This is a genomic window from Pelagibacterium xiamenense, from assembly GCF_021166475.1.
Taxonomy (GTDB): Bacteria; Pseudomonadota; Alphaproteobacteria; order Rhizobiales; family Devosiaceae; genus Pelagibacterium; species Pelagibacterium xiamenense.
This window is the reverse complement of sequence record NZ_JAJOYS010000002.1, coordinates 21021-38940: the sequence shown is the minus strand read 5'-3', so window position 1 is coordinate 38940 and position 17920 is coordinate 21021. Positions and strand designations below refer to the sequence as shown.

The 17920-nt window shown below is 60.2% G+C and carries 18 protein-coding genes; 13 read left to right on the top strand and 5 right to left on the bottom strand.

Annotated elements, in window-relative coordinates:
* The first annotated feature begins 25 nt into the window (after positions 1–25).
* Positions 26–637 (top strand): LysE/ArgO family amino acid transporter, encoded by a 612-nt coding sequence (locus tag LSG43_RS08095; RefSeq protein WP_231802947.1) that lies wholly within the window; start codon positions 26–28, stop codon positions 635–637.
* A gap of 334 nt (positions 638–971) precedes the next feature.
* Here LSG43_RS08095 and LSG43_RS08090 read toward each other — a convergent pair whose 3' ends face one another.
* The 4 genes from LSG43_RS08090 to LSG43_RS08075 all read right to left on the bottom strand — a co-directional run bounded on the left by LSG43_RS08090 (position 972) and on the right by LSG43_RS08075 (position 4871).
* Complete coding sequence (locus LSG43_RS08090; RefSeq protein ID WP_231802945.1) at positions 972–1613, bottom strand: glutathione S-transferase family protein; 642 nt, start codon at positions 1611–1613, stop codon at positions 972–974.
* A gap of 254 nt (positions 1614–1867) precedes the next feature.
* The gene (locus tag LSG43_RS08085; protein ID WP_231802943.1) at positions 1868–2476 is read right to left on the bottom strand and encodes a DUF4276 family protein; all 609 of its coding nucleotides are present in this window, start codon (positions 2474–2476) and stop codon (positions 1868–1870) included.
* A complete protein-coding gene (locus tag LSG43_RS08080; RefSeq protein ID WP_369412465.1) occupies positions 2473–3663 on the bottom strand; it encodes an AAA family ATPase in 1191 nt (396 codons plus the stop codon). Before LSG43_RS08080 ends, LSG43_RS08085 begins: the two co-directional genes overlap by 4 nt.
* A gap of 176 nt (positions 3664–3839) precedes the next feature.
* Positions 3840–4871, bottom strand: coding sequence for a LacI family DNA-binding transcriptional regulator (locus LSG43_RS08075; RefSeq protein WP_231802939.1), 1032 nt, complete (start codon positions 4869–4871; stop codon positions 3840–3842).
* Between the two features lie 152 nt (positions 4872–5023).
* Between LSG43_RS08075 and LSG43_RS08070 the strand changes: the two genes are divergently transcribed.
* From LSG43_RS08070 to LSG43_RS08015, 12 genes are all read left to right on the top strand, one after another.
* On the top strand, positions 5024–6055 hold the full coding sequence (locus LSG43_RS08070) for a Gfo/Idh/MocA family protein (protein ID WP_231802937.1): 1032 nt from the start codon (positions 5024–5026) through the stop codon (positions 6053–6055).
* A gap of 11 nt (positions 6056–6066) precedes the next feature.
* Entirely contained in the window at positions 6067–6969 is a 903-nt protein-coding gene (locus LSG43_RS08065; RefSeq protein ID WP_231802935.1) for a sugar phosphate isomerase/epimerase family protein, read from the top strand.
* A 64-nt stretch (positions 6970–7033) separates the two neighbouring features.
* Positions 7034–8263, top strand: a complete 1230-nt coding sequence (locus tag LSG43_RS08060; protein WP_439652033.1) for an ABC transporter substrate-binding protein — start codon at positions 7034–7036, stop codon at positions 8261–8263.
* 104 nt (positions 8264–8367) lie between these two features.
* Complete coding sequence (locus LSG43_RS08055; RefSeq protein WP_231802931.1) at positions 8368–9270, top strand: carbohydrate ABC transporter permease; 903 nt, start codon at positions 8368–8370, stop codon at positions 9268–9270.
* A 4-nt stretch (positions 9271–9274) separates the two neighbouring features.
* Positions 9275–10102 (top strand): carbohydrate ABC transporter permease, encoded by an 828-nt coding sequence (locus LSG43_RS08050; protein ID WP_231802929.1) that lies wholly within the window; start codon positions 9275–9277, stop codon positions 10100–10102.
* Positions 10099–11172, top strand: a complete 1074-nt coding sequence (locus LSG43_RS08045; protein WP_231802927.1) for an ABC transporter ATP-binding protein — start codon at positions 10099–10101, stop codon at positions 11170–11172. Before LSG43_RS08050 ends, LSG43_RS08045 begins: the two co-directional genes overlap by 4 nt.
* 115 nt (positions 11173–11287) lie before the next feature.
* On the top strand, positions 11288–12772 hold the full coding sequence (locus LSG43_RS08040) for an alkaline phosphatase (protein WP_231802925.1): 1485 nt from the start codon (positions 11288–11290) through the stop codon (positions 12770–12772).
* Positions 12773–12880: 108 nt separating this feature from the next.
* The gene (locus tag LSG43_RS08035; protein ID WP_231802923.1) at positions 12881–13318 is read left to right on the top strand and encodes a hypothetical protein; all 438 of its coding nucleotides are present in this window, start codon (positions 12881–12883) and stop codon (positions 13316–13318) included.
* 6 nt (positions 13319–13324) lie between these two features.
* Positions 13325–14008, top strand: a complete 684-nt coding sequence (locus LSG43_RS08030; RefSeq protein ID WP_231802921.1) for an ABC transporter ATP-binding protein — start codon at positions 13325–13327, stop codon at positions 14006–14008.
* On the top strand, positions 14001–15323 hold the full coding sequence (locus tag LSG43_RS08025; protein WP_231802919.1) for an ABC transporter permease family protein: 1323 nt from the start codon (positions 14001–14003) through the stop codon (positions 15321–15323). The genes LSG43_RS08030 and LSG43_RS08025 overlap by 8 nt, the downstream gene beginning before the upstream one ends.
* 28 nt (positions 15324–15351) lie before the next feature.
* Positions 15352–15891 (top strand): copper chaperone PCu(A)C, encoded by a 540-nt coding sequence (locus LSG43_RS08020; protein WP_231802917.1) that lies wholly within the window; start codon positions 15352–15354, stop codon positions 15889–15891.
* A gap of 77 nt (positions 15892–15968) precedes the next feature.
* Positions 15969–16937: a Gfo/Idh/MocA family protein gene (locus LSG43_RS08015; RefSeq protein ID WP_231802915.1), complete on the top strand. Its 969-nt coding sequence runs from the start codon at positions 15969–15971 to the stop codon at positions 16935–16937.
* 3 nt (positions 16938–16940) lie between these two features.
* On the opposite strand, the gene LSG43_RS08010 is transcribed toward LSG43_RS08015, so the two are convergent.
* Complete coding sequence (locus LSG43_RS08010; protein ID WP_231802913.1) at positions 16941–17795, bottom strand: universal stress protein; 855 nt, start codon at positions 17793–17795, stop codon at positions 16941–16943.
* Between the last annotated feature and the right edge of the window lie 125 nt (positions 17796–17920).

Below are 17920 nucleotides of genomic sequence, written 5' to 3'. Positions count from 1 at the left end.
GCAACGGGCAGCAGTGGTGGAAGCAATGGACCTGACAGTTTTTCTTGCCGGCCTTGGAATGGGCCTAAGCCTCATCGTGGCAATCGGCGCGCAGAACGCTTTCGTTCTACGGCAGGGGCTCAGGGGAGAGCACGTCTTGGCGGTGTGCTTTGCCTGTGCTGTATCCGACGCCGTTCTCATTGTTGTTGGGGTTACCAGCTTTACCCGCATCGCAAGCTGGCTTCCGTGGGTCGACCCGGTCATGCGTATCGGCGGTGCGGCGTTCCTGATATGGTATGGGGCCAAGAGCGGGATGTCAGCGCTACTGTCCAAAGGCTCCCTTATCGTGCAGGGGCGCGGTGACACCATCCCGCTTTTACCAACGCTGTTGACGTGCCTCGCGCTGACCTGGCTCAACCCTCATGTCTATCTCGACACCGTGGTTCTGCTCGGCTCGGTTTCCACCCAATTCGGGGGAGAGCAAACAGCTTTTGCCGCCGGTGCCGTCGCCGGTTCCTTCCTATTCTTCTTTGGCTTGGGCTTTGGCGCAGCCCTCCTGCGCCCCATATTCGCGAACGCCATGGCTTGGCGTATTCTCGAGGCGGTAATTGCCTTCGTGATGTGGTCAATTGCCCTTAAACTCTTCCTCGGCGGGTAGAGTTTCAATTCGGTCTTTCTAAGCCTCTCCTCATTGGAAAAACAGGCCAGGTGAAGTCATCGGGCGCCTAACGCCGCGGCCGCCCCGAGGAGATCGCCTCGGTCCTGATGTTCCTGTCCTCGGACGCCCGCCTCGTTTGTCACCGGGCAGACGATGAACGTCGATGGCGGCTGGGTGATGCAATAGCGCACGGAGATGTGTGTGCATCAAAAAAATCTTTGATGCACACACGTCCCCGCAAGCGCCTCACCGCGCCCTGGCCAGCCCGGACTTTGATCCCGGTCCCGAAGCTCTCAAATCGAAGAAAAGCGGAAAACGCTAGCCGCGGACGGCCTCAGTCGCGCACGCGCAGCTCATCGTAGGACACCATCACATGATCCCTATAGGGTTGCCGCTCCTCCAGCCGCGCATAATACGCCTCGAGCGCCGGCCGCTCGGGGCGGTCGATGTCGATATCGAAATAGCGATAGAGAATGTGCCCGAACTGGATATCCGCTGGCGTAAAATGCGCGCCGGCCAGAAACGGGTGCGCCGCGAGCCGGGCTTCCGCGATCCCAAGAACCGCGTCGAGCTTCGCGGTGGCCTCGGCAATCGCGCGCGCATCGCGCTGCGATGGCGCCGTGCGCACCACCCGCCAGAAGATCGGCATGGTGAAGCCCAGCGTGACGTTGATCTTGGCCCATTCGGCCCACATATCGACCTGCGCCCGCGCGCCGTCGTCCGTGGGCCAGAACCGCTCGTCCCCATACCGCGCCGCCAGATACCGGATAATCGCCCCCGTTTCCCAGATCGGCGGCTGATCCCCATCCTTGAGCACCGGCACCTTGCCGTTCGGGTTCATCGCCAGGAATTCCGGCGTATCGTTGCCGCCATAGATGTGGCCGACGTCATGGCGCACACAGTCGAGCCCCAGCTCGCCGATGCACCACATGAGGGCCTGCACGTTGGACGAGGTTTTGCGGCCCCAGACGATCATGGGTGTCTCCGTGGTGGGGGAGGTAGTATGAGTTTGAAGGTTCGCGACCTAGTCTAGTACAACTGCCCCCCAAGCTGCCGTCGACCCTTGCAAGATATTGGCTTTCGGGCAGGACGCGCCCGAACCTTTAAGATCTGGCACGGTTTGCCGGTCCAGAACAGCGGCGCCACGGGGGGTGCACAGCAAGAAAATCTGTCGTTGTCACCCGCCTCATGCAGAAGAATTTAGTGTGTAAAGTGCACCCCGACCTGCGGCTATGAAGCTTCCTGTCGTGCGGCCGCTATCCGCTCGACTGTTCTATGGAGGCTGGCGTTCCGCTCGGCGGCACCTCTAAAATCCCAATATTCCATTGCAAATCGACTAAGGTGTGCATTGTAGCCGAGGCCTACTTTAGCGGCACCGGTAGGTAGCAGCTCTGCCTTTGCTCGACGGTTTCCGTACAGTTGAACGCAACGTAGCAGGTACTCTTTGGGATCGGCGATTTGAGTGTCGTTTGGCAGCTCGTGGGTTGGGATGCCAAGATATTTGCTCAAGTTATTGTGATCTGCCAGTAGCCATGCTTCAACTTCAGTGACGGCAATGTTGAAGTTAAATTTTTTGGGAAGTGGATCGTTCAAGTTGGCGGAATCAAACCATTTTCTTCTTAGGCTAGGTGCGCATTCCGCACGATCAAGATCAGTTAGAATGAAGACGTCATAGTGCTGGGCCAGCGTACAGTAGTTGCTGAGTTTCTTCTTTATCCCGCCAAAGCCACCTTGATTCGGCTGCAGCTCTGTCAAATACAGTTCGTCAAGTAAATCATTGAGCAACCGAACAATGACGGCACCACTCAAAGGGTCTTCGACACAGTAGTACGCAATCATAGATCAAGCTTCAGCTGCCTGCCAACAGGGATGCCGCGGGCGTGCGGAAGCACGACTTCTGCCGGGGACAAGCCAGCCGACAGTGCGGCTTTTTCGGTCGGACTCACCTTTCTGGTGCTCGAGCCATCGTCTGATGGCTCGATGACGATTATACCGTCTGGATCAATCCCCGGATTCGACAGTAGGGCGTAGCTGTGAGTGGAGATGAAGATTTGTCGCCCGAAAGCGCCAGACCTTTTACGTCGCACCGTGTCTATCAAATAGGACAGCTGTCGGACCACTTCTTCGTTAAGCGAAAGTTCCGGCTCCTCAAGTAGCAATGGCGCGTCACCCGTTTCTTGAAGTAGCCAGAAAAGAGCAATTAATCGAAGAGTTCCATCAGAGAACTGATCCTCTCTCTGACGTGCGCCGCGCGGACGATGGTGCTTGAACTTAATTTCCAAATGAGGTCTTCCGGTGATCTCATCTTTCAAAAATTTCAAGTCTTCTAATTGTGGTACTATTGATTGGAGCGCTTTTTCAATTTTCCTTAATCGAGAGTTCCGTGTCCGTTCTTGCGTTGCGGATACACGCAACAAGAATTCCTGACCAAACGGGTCGTCCTCAACAGTCCTGCCACTTATTTCGTCGCCAAATTTAAGAAGCTGGGGGACGAGATGGTAGTATGTTATAGATCCAAAGAATTCAGCTAAATCTCGAAATTCTTTATTGCTGTTAATTTGTTCAATATAGGTCTGCTGTCTCTGGTCTTCATCTTTTTCGTCGGCTGAGTTTGGTCTGTTTATTAATGATGTTTTTTGTCCATCATTTTCAATCCGATTTACAATTTCCTGAGTTATGATGGGGCGCCGACTTTTCTCGAAGCCGGAACTTGGAATATTGAAACCTAAAATGTAATTCCAGCCGCTCAACCCATCCTTGTCGACGACATCTACATCGATCAGGACCTCAGTATCTTTTCGTGCATGTAGGCACCGTATCTTAGAGATCCCGCCCCGCCCCTCAACCGCTTCTTGAAGACCGCCGCCCTTCGATTTTGCGAGGTCGCGAAGAAATCGCATCACATCAAGAAAGTTGGATTTGCCCGACGCGTTTGGCCCCAACAGGTAAACGACATCCGAGATATTTCTTACCTCGGAACTGCGGAAATTCCGCCAATTCTTGATTCTAATTCTCGATATACGCAAAGCGATCGTCCCTTAGTTCGCTCAGCCAAACCTATACAGCCTCGGCCGTGTCTACAATCCGGCCTGTGGACTTGGCGCAGCCGACGAAGCAGCCGGCAGGCAGCGCATGGAGATGAAATTCCGCTAGATAGGCGGTTTGTCGATTGCTTTTTTGCATTTCCCGACCTGCCGTCCCCCTATACCTCCATCGCATCACTTTCCCCCTCCACCAGCTCCATCGGCCACAGCTTCTGCACCGGCTCGGCCCGGTAGAGGTCCGGGAAGGCGGGCATGGTGGCGAGGAGACCTTCGGCGAGGCCGGTGCCGAGGTCGAGCAGCGACATGCGGAAGCAGGTGAGGGCGGGGGAGAGGAAGCGGGCGAGGGGGCCTTCGCGGAAGCCGACCACGGCGAGGTCGCGTCCGGGTACGAGGCCTGCCTCGCTGAGGCGGCGGTAAAGCCCGATGGCCATCATCTCGTAGACGAGCACGACGGCCGTGGGGCGGTTCTTCATGGCCAGGAGCGTGTCGCCCACTGTGTAGCCGCCGTGTTCGCTCGATTTGGCGCAGATGATGAAATCGGGGTCGAAGGGCAGGCCGTTTTGCGCCAGCGCGTCGACGAACGCGTTCCGGAAGACGTGGCCGAGATTGATGTCGCTATCGGGGACCGCCACGGCGATCTGCTTGTGCCCCTTGGCCGCGAGGCGCGCGACGGCCTTGTGGGCGACGCCCTCGAAATCGAGGTCGACCCAGGCGTGCTGGTCCGCACCGCCGGTGCGCCCCAGCGCGATAAAGGGGATGCCCGCTTTCTTGAGCAGCGGGATGCGGCGGTCGTTGCGCTGGGTCGCGGAGATGATGACCGCATCGACCAGCCGCCGCACGACGATGCGCTGGAGATAGTCGTGCGGGTCCTCGCTGGTCGAGCAGGGCAGGACGACGAGGTCGAGATTGTGCTGGGCGAGCGCGCCGGTCAGCCCGCCGATGACGCCGAGGAAGAAGTTGTCGCTGTTGGATTCGCTTTCGTCGTTGGATTCGATCATGAACCCCACGGCGCTCGTCGCGCCGCGCCGCAGCGAGCGCCCCGCCTGGTTGGGCGCATAGCCGAGCTCGGCGGCGGCCTCGAGGACCCGCTTGCGCGTCTCCTCGTTGACGTCCGGGCGCCCGTTCAGCGCACGCGAAACCGTGCCGATGGAAATGTCGAGATGCTGCGCTAAGCGCCTGATTCCAACCATACAATATGTTGTGACGACGCACGGTCGTCCACAATCTCCGTAATCGTTTACGAAAACCTATTGACACGTTTTCGAATTCAATCCTAGTATCGTAAACGTTTACGGGCCAGCGCAAAGTGAGGCGCCTCAAGAGCCCGAGAGGAGAGAATACCGTGACATATACGGCCGTTCTGGCCGGGTGCGGAGCTATGTCGAAAGGCTGGCTCGAAGCGATTACGCACGCCCCGCTACTGGACAATCGCGTAGAGATCGTCGGGCTTGTCGACCTTGACGAGACCCTTGCTGCGACCCGCGCGAGCGAGTTCAACCTTGATGTTCCGTGCGGGACCGATCTTGCCGGCGCGCTCGGCACGCTCAAGCCCGACCTTCTGTTCGACGTCGTTCCGCCCGCCGCGCGCAAGCCGGTGGTTCTCGCCGGGCTCGATCATGGCTGCCACGTTCTGAGCGAAAAGCCGATGGCGACCTCGCTGGCCGATGCGCGCGAGATCATTGCCGCGTCCGAGCGGGCAGGGCGGGTTCACGCCATCGTCCAGAACCGCCGCTTCATCGAGGGCGTGCGCCGCATCGAGGCGTTCCTTGCCTCTGGCGGGATCGGCGAGTTGACCGGCGTTCATTGCGACTTCTTCCTCGCGCCGCATTTCGGCGGTTTCCGCGAAGAGATGGAGCACGTGCTGCTCCTCGACATGGCGATCCACACCTTCGACGCCGCGCGCTTCATGGCCGGCAAGGTGCCGCTTGCGGTCTATGCGCAGGAAACCAATCCCAGGGGCTCCTGGTATGCGCATGGCGCCTCGGCCAATGCGATTTTCGAATTCTCCGACGGGGTCACCTTCACCTATCGCGGTTCGTGGTGCGCCGATGGCGCGCCGACGAGCTGGGAGGCCGCGTGGCGGTTCGTCGGAACCAGGGGGTCGCTCATCTGGGACGGCGCGGAAAATTTCGATGCGCGGGTCCTGGCGGGCGAGGGGAAGTTTCTCAACGACCTGAAGCCGGTTATCGTCCCCCCCCTTTCGAGCGACGACCAGACGCTTGGGCACGCGAGTGTCATTTTCGAGTTCATCGAAGCCATCGAGGGTCATCGTAGCCCCGAAACGGTTTCCACCGACAACTTTAAAAGCCTGGCGATGGTGCTTGCCGCCATCGAAAGCGCGCGGACGCAAACCCGCGTAAACATTGAACTTTAGGGAACATTCCAGTGAGCGATCCAGCCAAAGCCATCCGCATCGGAACCATGGTCAAAGCCAATGGCGGAGGCCTCGATGGTTCCATTGAGGCCATCGTGGACAAGGGTTTCGAGAGTTTCGAGCCGTTTTTCTGGCAAACGACAGAGGGCCAGGACCTCGCCGAACTGGGCAAACGCGCCCGCGACGCGATCGGTGACCGGGACATCACGATCTCGACCATCGGTATGTTCGGCAACCCGCTCGAAGACCAGCCGCTCGACCGCGATACGCTTGAGGGCTGGAAGCAATGTATTGATAACGCTCACCATTTCGGCGCCGACTGCGTTGCCGGCTTCACCGGCCGCGTGCGCGGCAGGCCCATCGAGGAGAGCCTTCCGCAATACAGGAAGGTCTGGTCCGAACTGGCCAGGCGCGCCGCGGACAAGGGCGTCAAAATCGCCTTTGAAAACTGCGCCATGGACGGCAACTGGCAGAGCGGCGACTGGAACATCGCCCACAACCCCGACGCCTGGGAACTCATCTTCAACGAGACGCCCGACGAGAATATCGGGCTTGAGTGGGAGCCCTGCCATCAGATGGTCTATCTCATTGATCCGCTTCCACAAATTCGCAAGTGGGCGGACAAGATTTTCCACGTTCACGGCAAGGATGCGACCATTCGCTGGGACGTCATCAAGGAGCACGGCATCTTCGGAAAAGAGCCGTTCGTCTTCATGCGCACCCCCGGTTTCGGCGACAGCAACTGGACCGATATCATCTCGGAATTACGGCTCGCGGGCTGGACCGGATCGATCGACATCGAAGGCTGGCACGACCCGGTTTATCGCGACGCGCTGGAAATGACCGGGCAGGTGCACGCGCTCAACTACCTGAAGCATTGCCGGGGCGGCGATTTCGTTGCCGACGCGGTCTGATTTTTTCGGTCCGGGCGGGAACCCGGCCATTAACCTGAAAGCCACAGAGGAGGAGTGGACTATGATGAAATTCAAGAGTTTAGCGGGAAGCGTTGCGCTGTCGGGCGTCTCGGTTCTGGCGTTGGCGGGGGCTGCCGAGGCGCAGACCACCATCACGATCTGGTCGCTCGACGACGAGAACCAGCCGGCGCTCAATCTGGCGCAAGAGTTCTCCGATATGGACAACGGCATCACGGTGGAATACCGCGAGATCCAGTTCGACGACGTGGTCAGCGAATCCATGCGCGCTTTCGCGACAGGACAGGCGCCGGACATCATCGCGGTGGACAATCCCGAGCACGCGCTTTTTGCGTCGCGCGGGGCGTTCCTCGATATCACTGATATGGTTGCAGAATCCGACGTCATCGACCCGGACAACTACTTCCCCGGCCCGCTGGCCTCGGTGACCTGGGACGGTAAGCTCTATGGTCTCCCCAAGGCGACCAATACCATCGCGCTTTACTACAACAAGGACATGTTCGAAGCTGCCGGGCTCGATCCTGAAGATCCGCCGGCGACCTGGGACGAACTTGTCGAAGCGGCGCGGACGCTCACCGATCCGGACAACAATGTCTACGGTTTGGCGTTTTCGGCAAAGGCGAGCGAAGAAGGCACGTTCCAGTTCCTGCCCTGGGCGCAGATGGCCGGCGGCGGGTATGACAACCTCAACGCGCCGGGCGTCGTCGAGGCCCTGGAGATTTGGGAAACCATTCTTGACGAGCGGCTTGCATCGCCTGATTCGCTGACGCGTGGGCAATGGGATTCGACAGGGACGTTCAATTCCGGGAATGCGGCCATGGCCATTTCGGGGCCCTGGGAAATCAACCGTATGCTGGAGGAAGCCCAGTTCGATTGGGGTGTCACTCTGCTTCCGGTGCCTGAAGAAGGCGCGGAACGGTCCTCGGCCATGGGCGACTTTAACTGGGCGATCTTCTCGACCACAGAGCATCCCGAAGAAGCCTTCCAGGCGATCGAGTATTTCGCGAGCCAGGACGATCGGCTGTTCCCTGAATTCGGCCAGTTGCCGGCGCGTTCGGATATCGAGATCCCGGAAACCGGAGAGCCGCTCAAGGATGCCGCGTTGGAGGTGTTCCTTGAGCAGCTTCAATACGCCAAGCCGCGCGGTCCGCATCCCGAATGGCCGCAGATTTCGCGCGCCATCCAGGACGCGATCCAGGCGACGTTGACCGGGCAGATGACCGCCCAGGCCGCGCTCGACCAGGCCCAGGCCACGGTCGACGGCGTACTCGAATAACAGGTCCTGATACTTCCGGGCTTTGTCCGGAAGCCTCCCGAGGGGCGGGGTGGGCAATGTTGTTCACCCCGCTCGGGAGACGGCACGAATAGCGGAGCGTTCTCATGAACCGCGTCATATCCAGCTTCCGAGACGGGAAGGGCTTCGACATCGCGCTCGTCGGTGCGGCACTTCTGTTCCTTGGCATCTTTGCCGGGCTGCCGCTCGTCTACAATGTCGTAATGAGCTTTCAGGCCGTCGACATGTTCAGTCTCGGCACGTTCGCGCGACCGTTTGTCGGATTCGACAACTACATCGCTGTCTTTTCCGAACCGATCTTTTGGCCCGTGATGCGCAATACGGTCGTCTTCGTGGTGGCCTCGATCGGCGGACAGTTCGTGATCGGATTCGGACTGGCTCTGTTCTTTACGCTCAAATTCCCCGGATCAACTTATCTCCGAGGGCTTTTTCTGGTGTCCTGGGTGATGCCCGGACTCGTTGTCGGGGCCATCTGGAACTGGATTTTGGCCGGTGATTTCGGCGTTCTCAACTTTGCTCTGACTGGGCTGGGGATCATTGAGGACAACATCTTCTGGCGTTCAGACACGGCATTTTCGCTCTGGGCCGTGATTATTGCCAATATCTGGCTGGGCACATCGTTCAATATGATCCTCCTGTCGGTAGGGCTCGCCTCGATCCCGCGCGATCTCTACGAGGCGGCGGCGCTCGATGGTGCGAACGGCTGGCAGCGGTTCTGGACGATCACACTTCCCATGATGCGGGCGACGATCGGGGCGGTGATTTCGCTGGGGCTGATCTTCACGCTCCAGCAGTTCGACCTTTTTGCCGCGATCACCTCGGGCGGGCCTGCGAACTCGTCCAATGTCGCGCAATACTGGGCGTGGGACTTCTCGTTCCGGCAGTACGATTTCGCCAAGGGCGCGACGATCTCGGTGCTGATGATCGCGCTCGTGATGGTCGCCTCGGTTATCTATGTGCGCTCGACGCGCCACGAAGTGAGGGGGTAGGGCCATGAATGCAAGCTTGCGCAACTGGTTGCTCCTGGCCGTCGCCCTGGGCCTCGCCGCGCTTTACCTCTTCCCGCTTTACTGGATGTATGTAACCAGCCTGAAGACGGGTTCCGAAGTCTTCGCGACGCCGCCGGGCTTTGTACCACGCGACGCGCAGTGGGATAATTTCCCCTATGTCTGGTCCGTGCGAGACATGGGCAGCTATATCTGGAATTCCCTCATTATCGCCTCGGGGACCACGTTCCTGACGGCGGCGCTGGGAACCGGATGCGCCTACGTGCTGGCGCGGTACCGCAATATGTGGATCGATATTGGGCTTTTCTTGATCCTGATGCTGCAGGTCCTGCCCGCCTCGTTGATGATCACGCCAATCTTTGTAGGGTTCTCGCAGTTCGGACTGCTCGAGACGCCGCGCCTTGCGGTGATCCTGGCACTCACCGCCAAGACCATGCCGTTCTTCGTGGTTCTGGTACGCGCGACGTTCATGAGCGTTCCGAGCGAACTCGAAGAGGCAGCGCTGGTTGACGGCAATTCCCGCATCGGGGCGTTTTTCGCCATCGCGCTGCCGCTCGCGCGCAACGGGATCCTCGTTTCGGCGATCCTCATCTTCATGCAGGCTTTCGGCGAATACGTCTATTCGAAGTCGATCATTCAGTCGCCGGCGCTCCAGCCGGCGAGTGTGGGGCTCAATGCCTTCATGGGGCCCAATACCAACGAGTGGAACAATATCATGGCGTACGCCTCGATCTATGTGACACCGATTCTCGCCGCCTTCGTTCTCCTCCAGCGCCGCATTGTTGCCGGCCTTACCTCGGGAGCGCTCAAATGACCGCACAGCCCCAGATCGAATTGACTAATATCGATAAGCACTATGGCTCTTTCCACGCGCTCAGGGACATTAATCTGACGATTGAGAACGGGCAGTTCGTGGCGCTCGTCGGGCCGTCGGGCTGCGGGAAGTCGACGCTCTTGCGTTCGCTCGCGGGGCTCGAGAGCATTTCCGGCGGCACCATGAAGATTGCCGGGGACGTGATGAACGGTGTGCCGCCGCGCAAGCGCGATGTCGCGATGGTGTTCCAGTCCTACGCGCTTTACCCGCATATGAGCGTTCTGGACAATCTTACCTATTCGCTGCGGCTGAAGCGCCGGCCCAAGTCGGAGGCCGAGGCCGCGGCCAACGAGGTCGCCGCGACGACCGGACTGCAGAAACTTTTGCGGCGCTTGCCGCGCGAGCTTTCAGGCGGACAGCGGCAGCGTGTGGCGATGGGGCGGGCGATCATCCGCCATCCCAAGGCGTTCCTGTTCGACGAACCGCTCTCGAACCTCGACGCGGCCCTGCGCGTGCATATGCGCAAAGAAATCCGGGCGCTGCACGACCGGCTCAGGGCGACATCGGTCTACGTCACGCACGACCAGATCGAGGCGATGACGATGGCGGACCATGTCGTTGTCATGCGCGAGGGGGTGATCGAGCAGCAGGGCGCGCCACTGGAGCTCTACGACCGGCCCGCGAACATGTTTGTAGCGGGCTTCATTGGATCGCCGGCGATGAACTTTGTCGATGGAACCGTCGATGGTAGTGGCACGGGCGCCAGGCTGGCGCTACCCGACGAACCTTCGATCCAGATTGGTAAAAGGCTGGAGCCGGGACGCAAGATTACAGTGGGGCTTCGGCCAGAGTTTCTCCAGCTCGCCAGTGGCGACGAAGCGGCTCTGCACCTTTCCGTGACAACGGTCGAATCCACCGGTTCCACGACCTACATCTCATCGCTGGGCGAGCCTGAAATCGTGGTGGTGGTCAATGGGCGCACCGATGTAGCCGCCGGGGACAAGATCGGGCTGGCCATCGCACCAGAGAATGTGCATGCGTTCGATCCCGAAACGGGAAAGGCGATCTGACGATTGGCCCGGCCAAGCAGGGCATCCACAGTCATGCAATAGTCGCAAATCCTTGAAAGACCCGTCACAGACGGGCTCTAGCGTGCGCTTCCATTAGAACCCCATGGAGGCACTAATGTTTCAACGCACCATTGTAACGGCGATGGCCATGACGCTCTGCGCGTCGACCGCCATTGCCCAGGATTTGCCGCAGGCAAGCAGCGAATACTTCACCGCCGCTCAGGCCAACCTCGAAGCCGCGATCGCTCGTGAGCCCAACACCAACCAGGCGACCAATATCATCCTGTTCGTCGCGGATGGTATGGGCGTGGGCACCAATTATGGCATCCGCCTGTTCCAGGGGCAGCAGATGGGCCTTCTGGGCGAAGAGCATAATCTCGTTTACGACCTTTACCCCAATACGGCGATTATCAAGACCTACAACATCAACGCTCAGACCCCTGACTCTGCGCCGACGGCCGGTGCAATGAACACCGGCGTCAAGCAGGTCTTCAACACCATCAATATGGCTGACACCGTCGTTCACGACGACTGCTCGACGGAATCACCGCTGCGCCTGTTCTCGGAAATGCTCTCTGACGCTGGCAAGTCCGTCGGTGTCGTTTCGACCGCTCGCATCACCCATGCCACCGGTGCTGCAGTCTATGCCAAGACCGCAAATCGCAATTGGGAAGACGAAGCTCCTGAGGGCTGCACGGATATCGCAACCCAGCTTATTGAACAGATGGAGGCCGGTGTGATCGACATCGCCCTGGGTGGCGGCATCAGCGCCTTCGCACCCGAAGGCACAGAGCTTGCCGTAGGCTCGGGTGGTCGTCCCGACGATGCGAACCTGATCGAACGCGCGCAAGCTGCTGGCGCCAGGTTCGTTTACGATGCCGACACTCTAGCTGCTGCAGATGCTGGCGCCCCGATCCTTGGTTTGTTCTCGGGCTCGCACATGAGCTACGAGTACGACCGGCCTGAAACCGAACCGTCGCTGGCCGACCTGACCGCCGCCGCCATTGAGCAGCTCGAAGGCAACGGAGACGGGGAAGGTTTCTACCTTGTGGTTGAAGCCGGCCGCGTCGATCACGCCAGTCACGGCGGCAACGCGTACCGCGCGTTCACCGACGGTGTTGCATTTGCTGAAGCCGTTGCGCTGGCCGACGAAATGACCGATGACGAGAATACTCTCATCATCGTCACTGCCGACCACGAGCACGTCATCAGCTTCAACGGCTACTGCGGTCGCGGTACACCTATCACCGGCCTTTGTATGGGCGTCGCGTCCGGACAGGTCGAGCACTCCGGCGAGCCGGCTCTCGCCGACGACGGCATGCCCTACACGGTTGTCAGCTACACCAACGGCGCTGGCTCGGTCCTTGTCGAGCAGGAAGACGGCACGTATGCGGGTTCGCGTCCTGAAGTGACCCAGGAAGCGGCGATGGATCCTGATTACCTGCAGCAGGCGCTGATCCCGATGGGTTCGGAAACGCACTCGGGCGTCGACGTTGCCCTCTGGGCCAAGGGGCCCTGGGCGCATCTGTTTGGCGGCACGATGGATCAGGAAATGATCTTCCACGTCATGAATCACGCTGCCTTCGGCGCTGCGGAATAAGCGTTTCACCGATACACGAATGTGAAGGGCCCGGAGCGATCCGGGTCCTTCGTCCTAGTGTCACATACGCGGTATAGGCCACGTTTCAGTCGATCTTGGAGGCCAGTCATGAACCGTCGCGCGTTTTTCGCCACGGCTACCGGCGCGGCCATTTGCGCGCCCTTTGTTGCCAGCCCCGCCCACGCCTATGAAGAGCAGGTTCGCCTGCGCGAGCTCTACAACAACGACATGTCGTTTACTGATTTTGCGCTTGAGCAGGAGGGTAAACGCGTGGCGATCGAGGGCTTCATGGCGCCACCGCTCAAGGCCGAATCGCAATTCTACGTGCTGACCAATCGTCCGATGGCGGTTTGTCCTTTCTGTTCAAGCGAGGCCGAATGGCCCAACGACATCCTGGCGGTTTACGCCAAGCGCGTGGTCGACGTGATACCGTTCAACGTCATGATCGTGACCCGCGGCGTTCTGGAACTCGGAACCTATACCGATCCCGAGTTGGGCTTTGTCAGCCGTGTACGGGTCGTCGACGCTACCCAGGAGCGCGTGTAGCATCCCATGGGCCTCGCTCTTGCGATATCAGGGCTCGCTGTGAGCGGGCGGGACAGCCGTACGCTTCTCGCCGTTCCGGACCTGGAGGTAGCGCCAGGCAGTTGCGTTGCCGTCAAAGGCCCATCCGGAGCCGGCAAATCGACGTTTCTTTTCGCCTGCGCGGGGCTGGCTGGGACAGCGAGCGGCAGCATTGTCTGGGGCGATACCGACATCCTGGCTCTGGGCATACAAAAGCGCGCGGCGTTCAGGCGGAGTGCGATCGGACTGGTCTTTCAGGATTTTTTGCTATTCGAGGAGCTTTCCGCGCTCGCCAACGCCGCATTGCCGGGCGCCTTTGCGCCTGCGGGCGCGCAAAAGGCGATGCGCCTTCGTGCTGCATCGGTACTCGAACGGCTGGGAATTGCGCCTTTGGGCGCACGCACGGTCGAAAGTTTTTCGGGTGGCGAGCGCCAGCGGGTCGCAATTGCGCGAGCGCTTGCCAGCGATCCCGACGTCATCCTGGCCGACGAACCGACAGCCAGCCTCGACCGAAAAGCGGCCGATGCGCTCGTCGACGACCTTGTCCGGCTCGCTCGAACGGACGGCAAGACACTGGTCGCGGTCAGTCACGATTCAGCGGTACATGAGCGTGCGGACCGTGTCATCGAAATCATCGACGGCCAGATTGCGAGCGATACCACCTATGCTTGATCCGGTATTCATGGTTTGGGATGGCCTGCCAGTAGCCGCTCAGGACGCGCTTTTGTTCGTCCTTCTCCTGCTGCCTGCGGTTCTCGTCGGACTTCTTGTCGTTCTCGGCTTCCGGCCAATGACGCTCGTGCGGGCGATGATGTGGCGGTTCAAATGGACTAATCTGCTGTTCATCGCCTTGATCGCGGTCTCGGTCGGAATCGGGGTTGGGCTCATCGCCCAGGAACGCGGCCTGCGGCAGGGAACTGCACGGGCTGCCGATAAATTCGATCTCGTGGTTTCCGCACCGGGCAGCGAGATCACCATGCTATTCGCTGCGGTCTATCTACAACCCTCCGATGTGCCGCTGCTGACCGGGGCGCAATACAACGCTATCGCGAACGCCGAGAACGTTGCGCTGGCGGCGCCGATCGCGTTCGGAGACAGCTACAGATCGGCGCCGGTTGTTGGCACGACCGCGGATTTTGTCTTGCACATGACGGACGAACTCGCCGATGGGCGGTTATTCGAAGTGCATACCGATGCGGTAATCGGCGCCAATGTCGCGCTTGCCCTGGGCGACCGATTTTCGCCCGCACACGGCGTGGCAGGCGCGGCAGACGACTCGGCACACGCGCATTTCGAATATGAAGTTGTCGGCCGGATGCAGCCGACCGGAAGCCCGTGGGACAAGGCAATCCTTGTGCCGGTCGAGGCGGTCTGGGAGGTGCACGGGTTGCCTAACGGGCACGCGCCGGACGACGCAGGTCGCATCGGGCCACCTTTTCTCGCCGAGCAGTTCCCGGGGACCCCTGCGGTGCTCGTGCGCGCGGAGGAACTTTGGGCCAACTACGCGTTGCGGTCGCAGTTCACGACCGACGAGACCATGGCGTTCTTTCCCGGCGCGGTGCTTGCCAGTCTGCACGGGCTGATGGGAGACGTGCGCGAAGTGATGAGCGTGATGGCGATCGTCACGCAGGTACTTGTGACTGCCGGCGTTCTTGCCGGGCTTGTGATCCTCACGCGGCTCTTTGCGCGGCGACTGGCGCTGCTGCGGGCGCTGGGGGCGCCGCGGCGGTTCGTTTTCTCGGTCATCTGGAGCTATGCGAGCGTTCTTATCGGGTCGGGTGCGGTGCTCGGGATTGTCGTGGGCCTCGCCGCTACGGAGGCGATTTCACGAATTGTGACTGCGCGCACCGATATTCTGGTGCGATCGAGCCTGGGCTGGCCCGAGCTTCATCTGGTTGCGGCATTTGTGAGCGTCACCGTTGTTCTGGCACTGACACCCGCCTTCATCGCTTTGTCACGCCCGGTCGTTACTGATCTCCGCGGTTAACTTATAACATTTAAATCGGAGTCCGTTCATGATCCGCGTCGTTCTCTTGTCGCTTGCCCTCCTCGCCACCCCTGTCCTGGCGCAAGAAGACCACGATCATGAGGGCGAGCACGGCGAAGAGCATCATGACGATCACGGCGAGCACGCGGGCGACGATGAGGATCATGTCTCGGAAGCGAACGGCGTACGTGCGGTCCATGCCTGGACCAACGCGACGCATGCAAACCAAGCACTGGTTTTCGTAGAGATCGAGAATGCTTCGGACGCCGAGGTAATGCTCGTCGGTGGCAAGGCCGAGAACGCGGACAGTGCTACGCTGGTCGGTTTTGCGCTTGTGGACGGGGAGCCTCTTTACGCCGAATTGCCGGGCATGCCGGTCGCCGCGGGTGGTCACGTTGTTCTCGGGCCAAACGGGCTCGCGATCGAACTCGACGGGCTTAGCGAGGACCTGCACGAGGGCGAGAGCTTCGAAATGGAACTCGATTTCGATTTCGGCGATCTCGATATCGTGGTTGCCGTCGAGGCAGCCGATGCGACCCAGCACAGCCACGCGGGCCATCAGCACTAAGCCCCTCGGCCGCTGGCGCACACGCTCGTGACATGTTAGGACGCTTCCCGGATCGGATTGCATTGGGGGAGGACGGCATGACCGAGACATTGCGTTGGGGAATTCTCGGAGCTGCTGCAATCGCAAGGTCCGCGCTAGCGCCAGCGATTGCGCGGGCAGAGGGGGCGCATCTAGCGGCCTTGGCGACGACGAGCGGGGAGAAGGCAGCGCCATTTCTGGCTCGCTATCCCGGTTTGCGGGTCATTGGCGACTATCAGGCGCTGCTCGACGATCCCGATGTCGACGCGGTCTATATTCCGTTGCCCAATCATCTCCATGTCGAATGGACGCTCAGGGCCCTCGACGCGGGCAAGCATGTGCTGTGCGAAAAACCCCTGGCGCTCGATGCCGAGCAGATCAAATCGCTGATTGCGGCGCGGGATCGATCGGGGAAACTTGCCGCGGAGGGCTTTATGGTGGTGCATCATCCGCAATGGCAGGCGGCAAGGGCGCTCATCGCGGATGGCGCGATCGGGAAGTTGCAGCATATCGACGGCGCATTCACGTACCGCAATCTCGATCCCGCCAACATTCGCAACCAGGCAGCGACCGGCGGGGGAGGGCTCTATGATATCGGGGTCTATCCTTCGATCACGGCCCGCTTCGTTACCGGCGCGGAGCCAACCCGGTTGCGCGCGGACATCCAGCGCGAGAACGGCGTGGATACGTTCGCACGGGTCTGGGCCGACTTCCCTGAATTCACGATGAGCTTTTATGTCGGCATGCGGCAGGCGGCACGCCAGGAAATGGTATTTCACGGCGAGGACGGCTGGCTACGGCTGAACGCGCCGTTCAACACCAACCTTTATGGCGACGTCCGGCTCGACATTCGTCTTGGCGACGGCACCACCCGGTCGCAGAGCTATAATTCCGTCGACCAGTATCAACTGATGATCGAAGCGTTCTGCCGGTCGGTCAGAACTGGTGAACCGTTCGCCTGCCCGCTGGAGTTTTCCTACGGCAATCAAAAAATGATCGACGCGATCCTTGCCGCCGATCCGGCCTGAGCGCTAGCGGAACAGCAGAACCGGTATCGTTACCGAGCGGATCATTTCCGTCGTCGTCGAGCCGATGATGAGCGTGCGGATCCGCGAATGGCCGTATGCTCCCATGACGAGGAACTGGATTGCATTGTCGATGACGTAGTCGGCGATCAGGGCTTCGGGCTCGACGTCGGCGAGTTTGGTCGCGACCTTGTATCCGGCGTTCGCGAGTTGGAGGCGCGTGGCGTCGAGTTTGCCACGATTGTCCTCGGTGTCCTTGCCAGCCATCACGATATGGCATTCCAGGCCGGGAAACAGCTTGCCCTGGGCGATGTGTGCAACGGCCTTGGTCGCGCTCACGCCCCCGTCGAAAGCAATCATGAAGCGTTCGGGCGGCTGGAAGCCGCGTGATGCGACAATGACGGGCTTGGTGCTTGCGCGCGCGACACGCTCCAGATTCGAGCCCAGATGGAGCTTGGCGAAATCCGCAGCCTCACCCCGTTTGCCGATAACAATCAGGTCGGCATCAGGTTCGAGGTCCTGCACCGCGTCGAGGATGTCGCCTCGGCGCAATCTTGCATGCGCTTCCTTGACGCCAGCTTCTTTCAGTCTCGCGACGGCGCTGTCCACCAGAACCCGTCCGCGTTCCTTAGCGAGGCGGGCTTTTTGGGCGTCGAGCTCGGCGAGTTCGTTGAGAAGGTTGGTTCGCGCGCCGAGCATGAGGCTGCCTGAGAGGTCGAACGTCGTCGTCGATATATCACGCCGGCCGATGACGTGGACAACGTCGACGCCTACGTCGAGCCGTTTCGCGGCCCATGCGGCATGATCGAGTACGCTATCGGAATAGACCGAGCCGTCGATGAAAGCGATGATCCTGCCCACAATTGCCTCCCATTCTGAAGCCGTCTCCGCTTTGGGAAAAGTGCTTCTCTTTCTTTTCGTTGTTCGCGCGTTCGAACCGCGAACCGGTCTCTACTTGTCGCCGACGCGCCTCCGTTTCGGAAAGC

Excerpts from the sequence above, each read along its gene's own strand:
- LSG43_RS08015 (WP_231802915.1), top strand. The coding sequence starts at position 15,969 with ATGACCGAGACATTGCGTTGGGGAATTCTCGGAGCTGCTGCAATCGCA.
- LSG43_RS08060 (WP_439652033.1), top strand. The coding sequence starts at position 7,034 with ATGAAATTCAAGAGTTTAGCGGGAAGCGTTGCGCTGTCGGGCGTCTCG.
- LSG43_RS08095 (WP_231802947.1), top strand. The coding sequence starts at position 26 with ATGGACCTGACAGTTTTTCTTGCCGGCCTTGGAATGGGCCTAAGCCTC.
- LSG43_RS08055 (WP_231802931.1), top strand. The coding sequence starts at position 8,368 with ATGAACCGCGTCATATCCAGCTTCCGAGACGGGAAGGGCTTCGACATC.
- LSG43_RS08090 (WP_231802945.1), bottom strand. The coding sequence starts at position 1,613 with ATGATCGTCTGGGGCCGCAAAACCTCGTCCAACGTGCAGGCCCTCATG.
- LSG43_RS08045 (WP_231802927.1), top strand. The coding sequence starts at position 10,099 with ATGACCGCACAGCCCCAGATCGAATTGACTAATATCGATAAGCACTAT.
- LSG43_RS08025 (WP_231802919.1), top strand. The coding sequence starts at position 14,001 with ATGCTTGATCCGGTATTCATGGTTTGGGATGGCCTGCCAGTAGCCGCT.
- LSG43_RS08075 (WP_231802939.1), bottom strand. The coding sequence starts at position 4,871 with ATGGTTGGAATCAGGCGCTTAGCGCAGCATCTCGACATTTCCATCGGC.
- LSG43_RS08030 (WP_231802921.1), top strand. The coding sequence starts at position 13,325 with ATGGGCCTCGCTCTTGCGATATCAGGGCTCGCTGTGAGCGGGCGGGAC.
- LSG43_RS08050 (WP_231802929.1), top strand. The coding sequence starts at position 9,275 with ATGAATGCAAGCTTGCGCAACTGGTTGCTCCTGGCCGTCGCCCTGGGC.
- LSG43_RS08020 (WP_231802917.1), top strand. The coding sequence starts at position 15,352 with ATGATCCGCGTCGTTCTCTTGTCGCTTGCCCTCCTCGCCACCCCTGTC.
- LSG43_RS08035 (WP_231802923.1), top strand. The coding sequence starts at position 12,881 with ATGAACCGTCGCGCGTTTTTCGCCACGGCTACCGGCGCGGCCATTTGC.
- LSG43_RS08040 (WP_231802925.1), top strand. The coding sequence starts at position 11,288 with ATGTTTCAACGCACCATTGTAACGGCGATGGCCATGACGCTCTGCGCG.
- LSG43_RS08085 (WP_231802943.1), bottom strand. The coding sequence starts at position 2,476 with ATGATTGCGTACTACTGTGTCGAAGACCCTTTGAGTGGTGCCGTCATT.